This is a genomic window from Labrys methylaminiphilus subsp. lupini, from assembly GCF_051161885.1.
In the GTDB taxonomy this organism is placed as follows: Bacteria; Pseudomonadota; Alphaproteobacteria; order Rhizobiales; family Labraceae; genus Labrys.
In genome coordinates this window covers 633,661-648,195 of record NZ_JBMDIH010000002.1, presented here as the reverse complement: position 1 = coordinate 648,195, position 14,535 = coordinate 633,661, and the positions used below count along the sequence as shown (strand labels likewise).

Annotated in this window: 14 protein-coding genes; 5 read left to right on the top strand and 9 right to left on the bottom strand. The window is 65.4% G+C overall.

Annotated elements, in window-relative coordinates; all coding sequences use genetic code 11:
* Positions 1–3: 3 nt before the first annotated feature.
* From ACN6KF_RS28700 to ACN6KF_RS28690, 3 genes are read right to left on the bottom strand one after another with little or no spacing between them, the layout of a single operon-like run.
* Positions 4–1,494 carry a sugar ABC transporter ATP-binding protein gene (locus tag ACN6KF_RS28700; RefSeq protein ID WP_434960302.1) on the bottom strand — a complete coding sequence of 497 codons (1,491 nt, stop codon included), beginning with the start codon at positions 1,492–1,494 and terminating at the stop codon, positions 4–6.
* A gap of 23 nt (positions 1,495–1,517) precedes the next feature.
* Positions 1,518–2,567 (bottom strand): ABC transporter permease, encoded by a 1,050-nt coding sequence (locus ACN6KF_RS28695; RefSeq protein ID WP_434960301.1) that lies wholly within the window; start codon positions 2,565–2,567, stop codon positions 1,518–1,520.
* 12 nt (positions 2,568–2,579) lie between these two features.
* Positions 2,580–3,722 carry a sugar ABC transporter substrate-binding protein gene (locus ACN6KF_RS28690; RefSeq protein ID WP_434960300.1) on the bottom strand — a complete coding sequence of 381 codons (1,143 nt, stop codon included), beginning with the start codon at positions 3,720–3,722 and terminating at the stop codon, positions 2,580–2,582.
* Between the two features lie 98 nt (positions 3,723–3,820).
* Between ACN6KF_RS28690 and ACN6KF_RS28685 the strand changes: the two genes are divergently transcribed.
* A complete protein-coding gene (locus ACN6KF_RS28685) occupies positions 3,821–4,195 on the top strand; it encodes a nuclear transport factor 2 family protein (RefSeq protein ID WP_434960299.1) in 375 nt (124 codons plus the stop codon).
* Between the two features lie 170 nt (positions 4,196–4,365).
* On the opposite strand, the gene ACN6KF_RS28680 is transcribed toward ACN6KF_RS28685, so the two are convergent.
* The 6 genes from ACN6KF_RS28680 to ACN6KF_RS28655 all read right to left on the bottom strand — a co-directional run bounded on the left by ACN6KF_RS28680 (position 4,366) and on the right by ACN6KF_RS28655 (position 10,131).
* On the bottom strand, positions 4,366–5,256 hold the full coding sequence (locus ACN6KF_RS28680) for a sugar phosphate isomerase/epimerase family protein (RefSeq protein WP_434960298.1): 891 nt from the start codon (positions 5,254–5,256) through the stop codon (positions 4,366–4,368).
* Between the two features lie 59 nt (positions 5,257–5,315).
* Complete coding sequence (locus tag ACN6KF_RS28675) at positions 5,316–6,209, bottom strand: sugar phosphate isomerase/epimerase family protein (protein WP_434960297.1); 894 nt, start codon at positions 6,207–6,209, stop codon at positions 5,316–5,318.
* 110 nt (positions 6,210–6,319) lie between these two features.
* Positions 6,320–7,027: a GntR family transcriptional regulator gene (locus ACN6KF_RS28670; RefSeq protein WP_434960296.1), complete on the bottom strand. Its 708-nt coding sequence runs from the start codon at positions 7,025–7,027 to the stop codon at positions 6,320–6,322.
* Positions 7,028–7,337: 310 nt separating this feature from the next.
* Positions 7,338–8,138, bottom strand: a complete 801-nt coding sequence (locus ACN6KF_RS28665) for an SDR family NAD(P)-dependent oxidoreductase (protein ID WP_434960295.1) — start codon at positions 8,136–8,138, stop codon at positions 7,338–7,340.
* 81 nt (positions 8,139–8,219) lie between these two features.
* Positions 8,220–9,188 (bottom strand): VOC family protein, encoded by a 969-nt coding sequence (locus ACN6KF_RS28660; RefSeq protein WP_434960294.1) that lies wholly within the window; start codon positions 9,186–9,188, stop codon positions 8,220–8,222.
* 28 nt (positions 9,189–9,216) lie between these two features.
* On the bottom strand, positions 9,217–10,131 hold the full coding sequence (locus ACN6KF_RS28655) for a fumarylacetoacetate hydrolase family protein (RefSeq protein ID WP_434960293.1): 915 nt from the start codon (positions 10,129–10,131) through the stop codon (positions 9,217–9,219).
* 208 nt (positions 10,132–10,339) lie between these two features.
* Here ACN6KF_RS28655 and ACN6KF_RS28650 point away from each other — a divergent pair, with 208 nt between their 5' ends.
* From ACN6KF_RS28650 to ACN6KF_RS28635, 4 genes are read left to right on the top strand one after another with little or no spacing between them, the layout of a single operon-like run.
* Entirely contained in the window at positions 10,340–11,065 is a 726-nt protein-coding gene (locus tag ACN6KF_RS28650) for an SDR family NAD(P)-dependent oxidoreductase (protein WP_434960292.1), read from the top strand.
* 33 nt (positions 11,066–11,098) lie between these two features.
* On the top strand, positions 11,099–12,199 hold the full coding sequence (locus tag ACN6KF_RS28645) for a zinc-binding dehydrogenase (protein WP_434960291.1): 1,101 nt from the start codon (positions 11,099–11,101) through the stop codon (positions 12,197–12,199).
* Positions 12,192–13,505 carry a histidinol dehydrogenase gene (hisD, locus tag ACN6KF_RS28640; protein WP_434960290.1) on the top strand — a complete coding sequence of 438 codons (1,314 nt, stop codon included), beginning with the start codon at positions 12,192–12,194 and terminating at the stop codon, positions 13,503–13,505. Before ACN6KF_RS28645 ends, hisD begins: the two co-directional genes overlap by 8 nt.
* The gene (locus tag ACN6KF_RS28635) at positions 13,502–14,266 is read left to right on the top strand and encodes an SDR family NAD(P)-dependent oxidoreductase (RefSeq protein WP_434960289.1); all 765 of its coding nucleotides are present in this window, start codon (positions 13,502–13,504) and stop codon (positions 14,264–14,266) included. The genes hisD and ACN6KF_RS28635 overlap by 4 nt, the downstream gene beginning before the upstream one ends.
* Positions 14,267–14,535: the final 269 nt, after the last annotated feature.

Here is a 14,535-nt window from a genome sequence, read left to right as displayed (position 1 = left end):
CCCTCACACCATCGCCTTCACGATGCTCTCTTCGGCCGGGCGCTGCTGCTGCACGCCGCCGAAGCGCTGGCTGATCCGGCCATCCTTCATCACCACGATAGTGTCGGAGAGCAGCAGCATCTCGTCGAGCGTGTCGCCGACGAACAGGATCGACAGGCCCTCTTCCGCAAGCGCGCAGATGGCGTTGAACAGATCGGCTCGCGCGCCCGGATCCAGCCCACGGGTGGGATGGTCCAGAACCAGCAGTTTCAAGGAGCGCCCGAGCAGCCATTTGCTCAGCACGGCCTTTTGCTGGTTGCCACCGGAGAGGAGCTCGATGCGCTGGTCGAGGGATGCTGCCTTGATCTTCAGCCGCCCGGCCCATTCCTGCGCTTTTGCGCGTTCGCGCCGGCCCGAGAGCAAACCGAGGCCGGGGCCGTAATCCGTGCCGAAGGTGACGGTCATGTTTTCGAGGATGCTCATGCCGCGCAGCATGCCCTCGGTCTTGCGCTCGGCCGGCACATAGCCGATGCCGAGCCTCACCGCGTCACCGGGGCTGTCGATGCTCACCAGACGGTCCTCGAAGGCGATGGTGCCGGTAATTTTCTGTTGCAGGCCAAACAAGGCACGGCAGATGCTCTCGGCGCCCGAGCCCTGCACGCCGATCAGGCCCATGATCTCCCCGGGCGCGACGGCGAGATCGATGCCCTCGATCTGCCCCGGCACCGACAGGCCGCTGATATCGAGACGCCGGGCTTGCCCCACCGCCGGCGCGGTTTGGCGAGGCGCGATCGAGCCGGCGCGCTGGCGCCCCACCATCAATTCGTAGAGCTCGTCCGGATCCGTGTTGCCGCCGGCCCGTTCGGCGACATTGCGGCCATCGCTCATGACATAGACGCGATCGGAGATGGAGAGCACCTCGTCCATGCGATGCGAGATGAACACCACGCTGGCGCGCGAGCGGATGCGGCGAACCTGGCGGAACAGAGCCTCGATCTCGCCTGGCGTCAGCACCGAGGTCGGCTCGTCGAACAAAACGACGAGATGGCCGTCCACCAGTTCCTCCAGCGCCAGGACCTTGGCGAGTTCCACCATCTGCCGCTCGGCGAAGGTGAGTTCGTCCACCGGCATGTCGGGCGGCACGTCGAGCTCCACCTTGTCGAGCTGGCGGCGGGCCGCCTCGTTCATGCGCGACCAGCGATAGAAGCCGCCACGGCAGAAATCTGTCGGCTTGCCGAGGAAGATGTTCTCGGCCACGCTGAGATTGCCGATCAGGGATTGTTCCTGATGCACCAGCCCGATACCGGCTCGGGCGGCTTCGAGCGGCGAGGAAAAGCGCACCGGCCGGGACCGCAGGGTCATTTCGCCGGCGTCCGGGCGGTAAAGCCCGCCGATGATCTTCATCAGCGAGGATTTGCCCGAGCCGTTCTGCCCGATCAGCCCGAGCACCTCGTGCTCGCGCAGGTCCGCGTCGACATTGTCGAGCGCGACCACGCCCGGGAAACGCTTGGTCATGCCGCGAAGACTCATGATCGCCGTCATTTCACCACCCTCGTCTTGCGGCGCAGGTGCCAGGTCGAACCGGTCACCGCGATGATGATCACCACGCCCTCGATCGCCTTCTGCAGGAGAGGATTGGTGCCGGTTTGAACCAGACCATTGCGCAGGGTCACCAGGATCAGCACACCCATCACGGAATGAAAGACGCCGCCCCGTCCGCCCGACAGCAGCGTGCCGCCGATCACGCAGGCAGCGATGCCGGGGAACAGCAGCCCCTCACCCGCGCTCGGATTGCCGACGCCGATCTGCGCGGCGACGAAGATGCCGGCAACGGCGCTCAGGCTGCCCGAGATCACGAAGGCGGCGATCTTGTAGACATCCACGCGGATGCCGGCCTGCCGCAGCAGTGCCTCATCGGCGCCGATCGCGTAGCCCATGCGGCCGAGCCTGGTCAGGCGCTCGACGGCAAAGCCGGCCAGGGTGACCAGAGCCGCCAGATAGACCAGCGCGCTGAGTCCCAGATGCTTGTCGAGCGCCAGTCCGATCAGCCGCGGATCGAGGATCTGTGGCTGCCGCCCGGGAAAGAGCAGCGCGGCGAACCCTAGCGCGATCAGCCACGAGGCCAGCGTGACGATCAGCGAGGGCATGCGCAGGAAGGTCGAAACGGCACCGTTGAACAGCCCGAACGCAGCGCCGGCGCCGAGGGCGAGGACAGGTGCTGCCCAGCCCAGATCCTGTCCGGTGATGGAATTGGCCACCAGCACCGAAAGCACGATGCTGGCAAGCGAGGCGATGCCTTCCGTCGACAGGTCGATGGCGCCCTGCAGCAGCACAAAGGTCATGCCGACCGCCACGATCGCCGGCACCGTCGCCGCCTCGAGAATCGCCTGCAGATTGGCGAGGGTGAAGAAATTCGGCGCCGCGATCGAAAAGACGGCCACGAGCAGGACCAGCACCGCCAGCGGGCCGAAGGTCTTCAGCTTGAAGTGCCGCGCGGCGGTTCTACCCGTCGAACGCTGCCGGCGCAGGGAGGGAGCCTGGCCGCCGAACGCATCGGCGACGGGGGAGGAGATAGGCAGGTTTGGCATGAGACCCGTCCGTCAGTTGACGCCGACCGGAATCTGGCCCCGTGACCGGGCCCAGAAATTGGCCTTTAGCACCTGATAGCCATAATCGGCGGGATTGGGCTTGCTGCCGAGGATGGCCTCGACATTGGCCTTGGTCGCCAGGGTCTGTTCGAGATAGAAATCCCGACGATCCTGGGAGAGCTCGCCGAGCTTCACATCGCCGACCGCGGCGGCATAGGCGAGCGCCGCGGCAACGGCGCCGTGCATGCGCGAATTGACCCGCATGCTCGACAGCATCTCGCCGGCCTGGATCAGCCGCAGCGCGTCGCTCGAGCCGTCCGAACCGGTGACAGGGATCTTGCCGGCGAGGCCCTTCTCCCGCAAGGCGGCGACGACGCCCAGCGCCATGGCGTCATTCTCCGAAAACACACCCTTGAGCTGATCTCCGTAGCGCGCCAGCCAGGTGCGGGTGATGGTCTGCGCCTTGGTCTGGTCCCAGTCGCCGATCTGGGTGTCGAGGATCTTCATAGCCGGGCATTCCGCCGCGGCCTTGTGCAGGCCGATCTCGCGCTGCTTGGCCGGCGGATTGTCGGGCGTGCCCTTGAGCACGACGATGCCGCCGCCTTCCTTGCCGAGGGCCTCGCACAAGGCCCGGCCGTTCTGATAGCCGGAATCGACACCGTCGAAGGAAATGTTGGCCACCCAGGCTTCCGGGGCGGTATCCCAGGGATGGATGTCTTCCGGCCGGTTCCACAGCGTGGTCATCAAGGCCCCGGCCTGCTCGGCGCGGTCGACGAAGGCCTTGGTGTAGGCGGTCGAATCGGGAAACCAGGTGAAGGCGCAGCCCTCGCAGCCCGCGGCGAGGATGGCGCCGAGCTGCTGCAGGTGCTTCTGCCCATCAAAACCGCTTTCATAGACTTCGAGCTTGGCGCCGACGGAGTTGGCGACCTGCTCGGCGCCCCAGATCACTTCCTGCCAATATTCGGCGCTGGTGGTACCCACCGCCAGGTAGATCTTGGTCGGTTTTTCCTGCGCCTGGACCGGCTGGCCGGGCAGGGCACCGGCGACCAGGACGGCCGAAGCCAGCAAAGCTGGAAATTGCAGTGACAGTCTCACCTTGTCGTTCTCCCATTGCTGAAGCGGTTCCGCGCCCCTGCTGCCGACGGCGATCGCCACGGCTGGGGTCTTGCCTCGGGAACCTTGGCTAGACATTCTCAGAGAAAATATATATTGTAAAGCATAATCAATTTTACGATGAAAAATGGGGATATGGAGTGACGATCGAGGCGCAAATCCACGAGCTGGAAGAGGAACGCTACCGGGCGATGCTGGAGGCCGATGTGCCGGCCCTGGAGGCGCTGCTGGCGGATGAGATGCTCTATGCCCATTCGAACGGCGCGCGCGACACCAAGCACAGCTATCTGGAAAAACTGGCGAGCGGCTTCTTCGACTATATCGAAATCCGGCGGCCAGAAGAGACGATCGTCATTGCCGGCGCCACGGCGATCGTGGCCGGACGCATGGCTGGTCATGTCCGTGTCGGAGGCCAGGATCGCCATCTCGACAATAGCAGCCTGGCCGTGTGGGCCCTGCGGGACGGGCGCTGGCAGCTCCTGGCCTATCAGCCCACCGTGCTGCCAAAGAGCTGAAGATCAGCGCAGGCGCATCGGCGCTGAATGCACCGATGTCATCCCTTCCCGGAATAGCCGGCTTCCAGCCGGCTATTCCTTGCCAATGGGCGGCGTAGCTCCAAGAGCCGGCTGGAAGCCGGCGATTCCAGAAAGAGCGCAATAATCGTCGGCGACTGGAGTTGACCGCTCTAGTTTGCCGCCGCCACCTCCGGGTGGCGATAGGAAATGCCGGCCGCGTCCAGGACGGCGCGGGTCGTATCGCCCGAACGCCGCCCTGCCTCCCGGGCCGACAGGGCATCGACCTCCTGCGAAAACACTTCAGGGCCGACATGGCGCAATTGGCCCTTGGCCGCGATGATGCGCAGGATTTCCACCACCTCGAACTCGCCTTCCCCCGGGAAGTTGCGGTGATTGACGGTGTCGTCGAAGGTGGAATGGCCGATCTGGCGCCGTCGCCCGTCATCCACCTGGACGCCGGCGAAATACTGGCCCGGCAATGATCGCAGCAAATCGAGATCGGCATGGCCCTTCGAGAAATGCCAGATATCGACCAGGATGCCGGCATTGGCGGGGGTGACTGCACCGACGATCGCCCAAGCATCGGCCAGATTGGGCAGGCCCCAGAACGGCATGAATTCGAGATCGACCCAATAGCCGTGCCAGGCCACCCGTTCGCACAGGCGGCCGAAGCCATCCACCAGCCGGCTTTGCTCGACCGTGCCCCTGTCATAGCCGGCCACGGCGAGGATCGAGGTCAGGCCGAGCTTTTCGCAGATGCGCAGGCTGTGATCTGTGCTGACGTCGAAACGCGCCCGCAACTCGGGACTGCATTCGGCGGGCACGCGGATCGGCGCCCAATCGGTGAGGGAATCGAGATAACGCAGCGGCGCCCCCGCGTCGGCGGCCATCGCCTTCATGTCCTGCGGCTTGAGGCCGGATTCCAGCGCTTCGAGATAGGTCTCGGGCGCGATGGCGAGGCTGGTGAAGCCACCCGCCCTGGCCGCCTCGACATGGCCGCGAAAACCATGCACGCGCGCCGAGGCCGGCCAGAAAACGAGGTCGACGCCCTGCTGGGACATCTGCAATCTCCTTGGGTGGGAAGCGCCCGTGCCGGCGGCACGGGCGCGCCGGAGTGGGCTCAGGCTGCCGCCTTGGCCGCGTCGAAACGATGGGGAATGCCGGCAAGATCGAAGGCGCGGGCAAAGGAGGACTGGCAGCGCTGTCCGATCTCCTCGGCCGACAATTTATCGAACGCTGCCGAGAAGATTTCCGGCCCGAAACGGTTCAGGCCGCCGATCCGGTGCAATTGCTGCAGCAGCTCGACCACCGGAAAACCACCGTCACCCGGCGCGACGCGATGGAAGACGCAATCGTCCAGCATCGAGCGGCCCGGCTTGAGCGCGGCATCCGCATCGGCGATCTGCACCGTCGAGATCTTTTCGCCGGGGATGGTATCGAGCAGGGCCGGATCAGGCTTGCCGCGCAGATAGTGCCAGAAGTCGAAGACGATGCCGCTATTGGCCTTGTCGGCCGTCTTCACGATCTTCCAGGCCGTTTCGAGATCGGGCATGCCCCAGAACGGGATGAATTCGAGGTCGCAGCGCATGCCCATGGTCGCAGCGCGGTCGCAGGTCTGGGCAAAGCCCTCGATGAGCTGGTCGATCGAGACCTGGCTTTGCGGGCAGGTGATGATGGCGCTCATGGAATCGACCTGCAGCGCCTCGGCGATGCGGAAGAAATCCTCTCCTTCATAGCCGAAGAACGGGATCGGAAACTGCGCCGGATCGAGATTGTCCGGGAACCAGTGGGTTGCCCAGCGCGCATAGGGGTCGAGCTGGGTCAGCTTCACGCCATTGTCGTCGGCGAGCACCAGCATATCCTTGGTGGAGAGGCCTTCCAGCAGCCACTTCGTGTAATTGTAGGGCGTGATCGAGATGGCGTCGCAGCCGGCAAGGCGCGCCGCCTTGAGCTGCTCGGCCAGCGGCAAGGCCCGTACCGTGCCTACCCACATGATTGTCGACGAACGATCCATGATTCCCTCCCGGCATCCTCTTGTTGGATGGCAGGAGACTAGGAAGCGGAACCGATCCTGTCAATAAAAATAGATTTCTTTTTTTATAATCTATTTAATACTCAAGCCGATCAGCCGGCCGCGCGTTCGCCGGCCTTCTCCTGAAGGAAGGGAGCAGCGAGCAGGATCTCGGTGGTACGGGACAGGTGCATATCGATCAGCTCGCAGGCGCGCCCGACGTCACGGGCAAGCGTGGCTTCCATCAATTCCCTGTGCTCGAGATTGATGTCGCGGCTGACGGGCTCGGCCGGCACCGACAGTGCCCGATAGCGCTCGGTCTGCTCGTAGAGGGCCTTGCGGATCCTGAGCAGCGTCGGGCTCTTGCAGGCCGCCACCAGCGCGGCGTGAAAGGCGGAGTGTGCGATCACCCAATCATCATTGATGCGGCCGGGATCGCCGGGATCGCGCACGTCGAGCCGCGACAGGCGATGGAAGCTCGCCACCACACCGGTCTCCCAGTCGAGATCGCCCTTGCGGATCGAGTCGGTCAGGCACAGGCTCTCGATCTGTATGCGCGTGCGCGTGAGGTCGATCAGGTCCTCGCGCGAGATGGGCGCCACCCGAAAACCCTTCTGCGCCTCGGCGATCACCAGGCCGTCGGCGCTGAGGCGCGACAGCGCCTCGCGCACGGCTCCCAGGCTGACATCGAACCGCTTGCAAAAATCCCCGATCTTGAGCTTGGAGCCCGGCGGAATACGACAGGCCAACACATCGGCGCGAATGCGCTCATAGATGTCGCCTGCCAAGGTTCGGGATTTCGCGTCGGCAAAGGAAGTCATGCATGCATCCGTTCAGGTGGTTCCCAACAATAAATATACATAAGTAAGCCAAAAATAAACTTTTTCCGGCACAACTCCCCGGAATCTTGCGGTCCTATCGGCATGACATCGCCCGCCTGCATTGCCATCGCGCGGCGGAAGCTCTTGGTGCCGCAAGATTCCTATCGGGTACATCCATCGAGCCGTCCCTGCTGCAACCGACCGCGCGCATCGGCGACCTCTTCCCGGGACGACTGCGGTCTCGCCCCGCGCCGCCTCGGCGCGAGGTCCCATCGTCGCCGCGCGCGCGCCGCGCCGGCCGCCGCCGGCGTCAGATCAGGCTGCGGATGCTGCCGCCATCGACGCCCCAGACCGAGGAGGTGACGAAGGAGGCGAGGCTGGAGGCCAGGAAGACGATGACATTGGCGACCTCCTCGGGCTCGCCCATGCGCTCGAGCGGCAATTGCCTGAGCTTCATTTCGTAGTCGACCGCCTCGCGCGGCGGCAATTTGTGATGGGCCGACAGCGCCTCGGCAAAGCCGCCCGGCGCCGACCAGAGCGGCGTCCAGATCGGACCGGGCGCCACCGCGTTGACGCGCACGCGCGGCGCTTCGGCCCGAGCCAGGCTCTTGGTGACGGAGAGCAACGCCGCCTTCAGAGCACCGTAATCGGCCGGGATCGCCTCCGGCTGGCGGGCAAGGTCGGAGGTGTTGTTGATGATCGCCCCGCCACTTTCACGCAGCCTCGGCAGCAAGACGCGCGTGACGCGGATATTGCTCATGAAGTTGACGGCGAAAGTGCGCTCCCAATGCGCATCCGTAAGCTCCTCGAAGGGATGGCCGTCCACGATGCCGACATTGTTGACGAGCACATCGAGCCGGCCCTCGCCTCCGGCGAAAATCGCCGCAAGCCCGGCCTCCACCCCCTGCCCCGTCGACAGGTCCGCCACGGCGGTCGCGACCGTGGCACCGATACCGCGGATGGCGACGGCCGTCGCCTCGAGCCCGCCCGCATCGCGATCGATGAGCTTCAGGCGGGCGCCCTCCCTGGCGAAGGCCAGGGCCGTTGCCCGGCCGATGCCGCTGCCCGCGCCCGTGATCAGGACGTGCTTGTCTTGAAGTCCGGTGTCCATTCCAGTTCCCTGTCTGCGTCAACAGGCACCGCCCGGCCGTCTGTCGGCGGCGTGCAGGCCTTCCTCATTGCCTGGGATGGATCAGCGATCCATCTCGTAATTGTGGACGAAATCGTCCGGCGGCGTCGGCCCCCACAGCATGAGCGCGTCCTCGGGCGCGAATTCGCGCGTATCCCACTCCGTGCCCTTGGGGATGTAATCGATGTCGCAGGAATATTCGGAAAAGCCGCCCCAGGGATCCTGGACATAATGGAAGTAGTTGGAGCCGATGGTATGCCGCCCCACGCCCCAGCCGCGCTCATAGCCCTTGTCCGCCATGAACAGCGCGCCGCGACCGATCTGTTCGATGGCCCCGACATCCCAGGAACAATGATGGAGGCCGGGCCCATTCGACTTGGCAAAGGCGATGAGATGATGATCGGAGCCGTGAATGCCGTGCAGGAAGGCGACGATGCCGCCCGAACGGTCGGACAGGCGCAGGCCCGCCACCCGCTCATAATAGCGGATGGCGCCATCGACATCGCTGCTGAACACCAGGCAATGGGCGAGCCGGGATGGGCGTATACGCTTGAGATCGGCGTGCCCCAGGCCCGAGCCGCGCTGCCCCGCGGGTACGGAGACGAAGGTTCCGGCGCTCTTCTGGTCGAGCGAGGTCTTGGGTGCAGCCTTGATCTCGATCAGCACCTCGTCATGGCCGACAAACCAGAAACCGTTGCTGGCGAAGCCGGGCGGACTATCCATGAGGCGGATGCCGAGCCCTTCCAGATGCGCCTTGAAGCGTGGCATGTCCTCGGCATAGGCCCCGAAAGACAGATGATGCAGCTTCTTCTGGGCGCTCCCCTCGATCACCGTGCCCCAGACATGATCATTGCCGAAGGTGCGAAGCTGGAGGGCATTGCCCTCCTCGCGCACCTCCAGGCCGAACAATTCATAGAATTCGCGCGCCTTGGTGCCATCGGGCACCTGCAGCACGAAGTGATCGAGCGAATGGACGCCGAGATTGCCCCTTCGCTCGGCAGGGACGAAGTCCCCGGTGCGAATGCCGGTCATGTTCTCCTCCCGAGGATTTTTGGGCGCGTCAGGCGTTCGCGGCCCCTGCCGCCACGGCAAGGTCCGCCCCCTCCGATTCCGCCGAGGATATCTCGTCGCGCACCGGATTGGCGAGCAGGCCGAGGCCTTCGATCTCCACTTCGCAGACATCGCCGGCGCGCATCAGCAGGCGTGGCGTACGGGCCCAGCCGATGCCGGCAGGCGTGCCCGTTACCAAGACGTCGCCCGGCTCCAGGGTGATCGCCTCGCTGATGGTGGTGATGATGGTGGCGACGTCGAACAACATGTCGTCGGTCACCGCCGACTGCACCACCGCCCCGTTCAGCCGGGTCTCCAGCCGCAGGCCCTTGCCGCCGGCGGGCACCTCGTCCGCAGTGACGAAGGCCGGGCCGAAAGCGCCCGTCTGGTCGAAATTCTTGCCCACCGTCCATTGCGGCGCCTTGAACTGATATTCGCGCACCGAGCCTTCGTTGAAGATCGAATAGCCGATGACGTGATCGAGGGCACGGGCGCGGGGGATGTGGCGCCCGCCCTTGCCGATCACCGCCACCATCTCGCCTTCGAAGTCGAAACTGTCGGACACCAGCGGGCGCATCAGCGGCTGGCCATGCCCGATCAGGGTCGTGGCGAAGCGCGCGAACAGCGTGGGGTAGTCCGGCTGCTCATAGGGCGATTCCTTGGTGTGGTCGGCATAATTCAGGCCGACGCAGATGATCTTCGGCGGCCGGGCGAGCGGCGGCCGGTAGCGGATCGCTTCCGGATCGATCACCGGCGCCGATGCCAGGGCGCGGCCGACCCCGCGCAAGTCGTCCTCGCCGGCGGCGATAAGCTTTTCAAGCTCGACCGGATGTGCGGCCTCGCCCTCGACCACGCCACGCAGCTCCCCTGCGGTCTCCACGGCGAGACCCTTGCGGCCTCCCCTTTCGAAACTGACGAAACGCATCGGATCTCCTCACTGTGAAATTCTATTCTTGCTCGTACATTCTCTATAAAAAATGATATGTCAATGAAAAATAGATTTTTGTTGACGTCACCGCTATTGAGGGCTACTCGATCCGACAAGCGGCACGCCGAGGCGTTGCGGCGGAAGGACGGCCACCGGCCCGTGCGTTCGACACGGGCCGGTCACAGCCGGCCAGGGAGGACCACCAATGAATCGACTACAAGGAAGGGTCGCGCTCGTCACGGGCGCGGCGCAGGGCATCGGCCGCGCCATCGCCGAGCTGTTCGCGGCTGAGGGAGCCGACGTGATCGCCACCGATATTCGCCACCCGCCCGAAGGCGTCGGGGCCGAATTGGACTTCGAGGTGCTCGACGTTTCCAGGCAGGACGACTGGACACGCGTCATCGACACGGCAGTGGCGCGTTTCGGCAAGCTCGATATCCTCATCAACAATGCCGGCATCGTACTCGCCTATGAGACCATCGATGCCACCGACGACGCCGGATGGGACCGGGTTGTCGCCGTCAACCAGACCGGCACTTTTCTGGGCATGCGCAGCGTCATCCCGCATATGCGGGCCGCAGGCGGAGGCTCGATCGTCAATCTATGCTCGATCTGGGGCAGTGTCGGCGCGCCGGGTGCCGCCGCCTATCAGGCGGCCAAGGGCGCCGTGCGCAACCTGACCAAGAACGCCGCGATCTCCTACGCCAAGGAGAACATCAGGGCCAATTCGGTGCATCCCGGCATCATCTGGACGCCGCTGATTTCGGCCCAGCCCGAGGCAATGAACGAGGCCATCGTGGCGATGACACCGATGGGCCGCATGGGCCGTCCCGACGATATCGCGCAGGGCTGCCTGTTTCTGGCCAGCGACGAGGCGGCCTTCATCACCGGCGCCGAGCTCGCCATCGATGGCGGCTATCTCGCCCAATAAGCCTTCTCGCCCTCAACATTGCGGAGAAACCCGATGAAAGCGCTGCGCTTCCATGCCGCCGGCAATGTCCGGCTCGACGACATTCCCGCTCCCCCGGCGCCCGATCCCGACGAAGTCGTCGTCGCAGTGCGCCAATGCGGCATCTGCGGCACCGACGTGCATGAATATCTCGAAGGGCCGATCTTCGTGGCGGCCACGCCGCATCCGCTCACCGGCGCTTCGGCACCTCTGGTGCTCGGCCACGAATTCTCGGCCGTGGTGACGCAGGCCGGCGCCAAGGTCGGACGGGTCAAGCCGGGCGACCGGGTCGCCATCCTGCCGCATCTCAATAAGCCCGGGGACTATTTTGTCCGGCGCGGCCTCGGCCATATCAGCGACACCACCGCGATCGTCGGCCTGTCCTCGGCCTATGGCGGCATGGGCGAGTTCGCGGTGCTGCCGCAAGCCAATGTGGTGCGCCTGCCCGACGGTGTCAGCGACGAACAGGGCGCATTGTTCGAACCGGCGGCCGTCGCCGTCAATGCCGTCGACCGAGGAGGCGTCTTTGCCGGCGCGAGCGTGCTCGTCACCGGCGCCGGACCGATCGGCATCCTCGTGGCCATGGCCGCCCGGGCCGCCGGCGTCACCCGCGTGCTGGTCTCCGAAGCCAATCCGGGGCGCCGCCACAGGCTCGCATCCCTCGGGCTGGACGTCACGATCTGCGATCCGGCCGGAACCGAGCTGGCTGAAGCGGCAAACCGGCTGACCGAGGAGGGCCTCGGCGTCGACGTCGCCATCGAGTGCGCCGGCCACGAGCGCGCCCTAGCCGATTGCATCGGCCATGTCCGGCGCGGCGGCACGGTGGTCCAGGTCGGCATCTTCGTGCACCCGCCGCGCGTCGACATGCGCCTGCTGACTTCCAAGAGCATCACGCTCACCACCAGCTTCGGCTTTCCGATCACCATCGGGCCGCGCGTCATCGGCATGATCGCGGCCGGCCAGCTTCCGGTCGAGAAGATCATCACGGGCCGTATCGGCCTTGCCGAGGCCGTCGAGCGCGGGCTGGCGGAACTGGCACGCCCCGGCAATGACCAGCTCAAGATCCTGATCGCCATCGCAAACGATACCCAACGCAAGGACACCATCCATGGCTGAATGGCTCAAGCAAAGCCGCGGCGGCGAAGCCCGGCCCCAGAACGACAGGAAGGTCCGCGACACCGTCGAGACCATCCTGGCCGACATCGAGGCGCGTGGCGAAGCTGCCCTGCGCGATTATTCGAGCCGCTTCGACGGCCTTGTCCGCGACGATTTTCGCCTCTCGCCCGCGGAAATCGAGGCCTGCATCGCCCGCCTTACGCCGCAGGAACTGCGCGATATCGAATTTGCGCAGGCCCAGGTGCGGAATTTCGCTGAAAAGCAGAAGGCAAGCCTGCAGGAGCTCGAAGTCGAGACCCTGCCGGGCATCACGCTCGGCCACCGCAACATCCCCGTCTCCTCCGTCGGCTGCTACGTGCCGGGCGGCAAATATCCCCTGCTCGCCTCGGCCCATATGTCGGTGGTGACGGCCAAGGTGGCGGGTGTGAAGCGTATCGTCACCGCCGCGCCGCCCTTCAACGGCGCGCCGGCCCCCGCCATCGTGGCGGCGCAGGCTTTGGCCGGCGCGGACGAGATCTATGTGCTCGGCGGCGTACAGGCGATCGGCGCGATGGCGATCGGCACCACGGCGATCCGCCCGGTCGACATGGTGGTCGGCCCCGGCAACGCCTATGTCGCCGAAGCCAAGCGCCAGCTCTTCGGGCGCGTCGGCATCGATCTCTTCGCCGGTCCCACCGAGACACTGGTGATCGCCGACGATACCGTCGACGGCGAGATCTGCGCCACCGACCTGCTCGGCCAGGCCGAGCATGGGCCGACCTCCCCCGCCATCCTGCTCACCACCTCGCGCAAGCTGGCGCAGGACACGCTGGGAGAGATCGAGCGCCTGCTCGCCATCCTGCCGACTGCGGCGATTGCCGCGATCGCCTGGCAGGATTTCGGCGAAGTGATCGTCTGCGAGTCGCATCAGGAGATGCTCGAACTCGCCGACGGTATCGCTTCCGAACATGTGCAGGTGATGACCGATCGCGACGATTGGTTCCGCGACAACCTCACCAATTTCGGTGCCCTGTTCCTCGGCGCCCGCACCAATGTCGCCTTCGGTGACAAGGCGATCGGCACCAACCATACCCTGCCGACCATGAAGGCAGCCCGCTACACCGGCGGCCTGTGGGTCGGCAAATTCATCAAGACGGCAACCTGGCAGCGCATATCGACGGATCACGCCGCCGGGACGATCGGCGCCTATTGCTCGCGCCTGTCGATGATGGAGGGCTTCGTCGGCCATGCCGAGCAGGCCAATGTCAGGGTACGGCGCTTCGGCGGCAGGCCGGTACCCTATGGCAGCGCGGTAGCCGCCGAATGAGCACCCTGCCCCTCACGCCCTCCTTTCGGCTCGACGGACGGCGGGCGCTCGTCACCGGCGCGTCGAAGGGCATCGGGCTTGCCGCTGCCGCCGCCCTCGCCCAGGCCGGCGCGGCGGTGACCCTGGTCGCCCGCAACGAAACCGCGCTTGCCGAAGCCGGCGCGGCGATCCGCGCGTTCGGCGGCACGGCCGACTGGCATGCCGCCGACATCGCGGCGGCGGAGGCCGCCCCACGCCTCGCCGCGCTAGGCGCCTTCGACATCCTCGTCAACAATGCCGGCATCTCCAGGCCATCCGCCTTCCTGGACACAAAAGCCGGCGATTTCGATACCGTGATGTCCACCAATGTCCGCGCGGCCTTCTTCCTCGCCCAGGCCGTGGCGCGGCGGATGTCCGAACGTGGCCGGGGCGGCTCCATCATCACCATGTCGTCGCAGATGGGCCATGTCAGCGGCCCCAAACGCTCGGTCTATTCCGCTTCGAAATTTGCCGTGGAGGGCATGACCCGCGCCATGGCGATCGAGCTGGGGCCGCACGATATTCGCGTCAACACCATCTGCCCGACCTTCGTCGAGACCGAACTGACCCGCTCCAGCCTGGCCGATCGGGAATTCCACGATTGGGTGATGGCCAAGATCAAGCTGGGCCGCCTCGCCCGCCTGCAGGACCTGATGGGACCGGTCGTCTTCCTCGCCTCGGATGCGGCGGCCATGATCACCGGGGCCTCATTGATGGTGGATGGTGGATGGACCGCCGGCTAAGCTAGGGCCGCCCATCCGGTGGGTTCGAGAGGTCGAGGAAGTCCGCTCAGCAGGCCCAGCGTCGGGGCACGTCGAAACAGCTCTGTCGCAAACACATCGTCTGGGCCGATCTACTTTCGGCTACCCCGTCACCATGTTTACACCGTCATTTTGACTGCTCGGTCGCTGGTATCTCGCTTACAAACCGGCCTCAGAGATCTGCAAGTGAAGATGACCGAGCGCGGCACTTGCGTCGATTATTTCAACATCTACCGCTGTGTGGCATGGCT

What these genes read in the sequence shown, in the direction of transcription:
- ACN6KF_RS28700 (WP_434960302.1), bottom strand. Translation starts at nt 1,494, where the DNA reads ATGACCAAGCGTTTCCCGGGCGTGGTCGCGCTCGACAATGTCGACGCG.
- ACN6KF_RS28695 (WP_434960301.1), bottom strand. Translation starts at nt 2,567, where the DNA reads ATGCCAAACCTGCCTATCTCCTCCCCCGTCGCCGATGCGTTCGGCGGC.
- ACN6KF_RS28680 (WP_434960298.1), bottom strand. Translation starts at nt 5,256, where the DNA reads ATGTCCCAGCAGGGCGTCGACCTCGTTTTCTGGCCGGCCTCGGCGCGC.
- ACN6KF_RS28675 (WP_434960297.1), bottom strand. Translation starts at nt 6,209, where the DNA reads ATGGATCGTTCGTCGACAATCATGTGGGTAGGCACGGTACGGGCCTTG.
- ACN6KF_RS28670 (WP_434960296.1), bottom strand. Translation starts at nt 7,027, where the DNA reads ATGACTTCCTTTGCCGACGCGAAATCCCGAACCTTGGCAGGCGACATC.
- ACN6KF_RS28665 (WP_434960295.1), bottom strand. Translation starts at nt 8,138, where the DNA reads ATGGACACCGGACTTCAAGACAAGCACGTCCTGATCACGGGCGCGGGC.
- ACN6KF_RS28660 (WP_434960294.1), bottom strand. Translation starts at nt 9,188, where the DNA reads ATGACCGGCATTCGCACCGGGGACTTCGTCCCTGCCGAGCGAAGGGGC.
- ACN6KF_RS28655 (WP_434960293.1), bottom strand. Translation starts at nt 10,131, where the DNA reads ATGCGTTTCGTCAGTTTCGAAAGGGGAGGCCGCAAGGGTCTCGCCGTG.
- ACN6KF_RS28650 (WP_434960292.1), top strand. Translation starts at nt 10,340, where the DNA reads ATGAATCGACTACAAGGAAGGGTCGCGCTCGTCACGGGCGCGGCGCAG.
- ACN6KF_RS28645 (WP_434960291.1), top strand. Translation starts at nt 11,099, where the DNA reads ATGAAAGCGCTGCGCTTCCATGCCGCCGGCAATGTCCGGCTCGACGAC.
- hisD (WP_434960290.1), top strand. Translation starts at nt 12,192, where the DNA reads ATGGCTGAATGGCTCAAGCAAAGCCGCGGCGGCGAAGCCCGGCCCCAG.
- ACN6KF_RS28635 (WP_434960289.1), top strand. Translation starts at nt 13,502, where the DNA reads ATGAGCACCCTGCCCCTCACGCCCTCCTTTCGGCTCGACGGACGGCGG.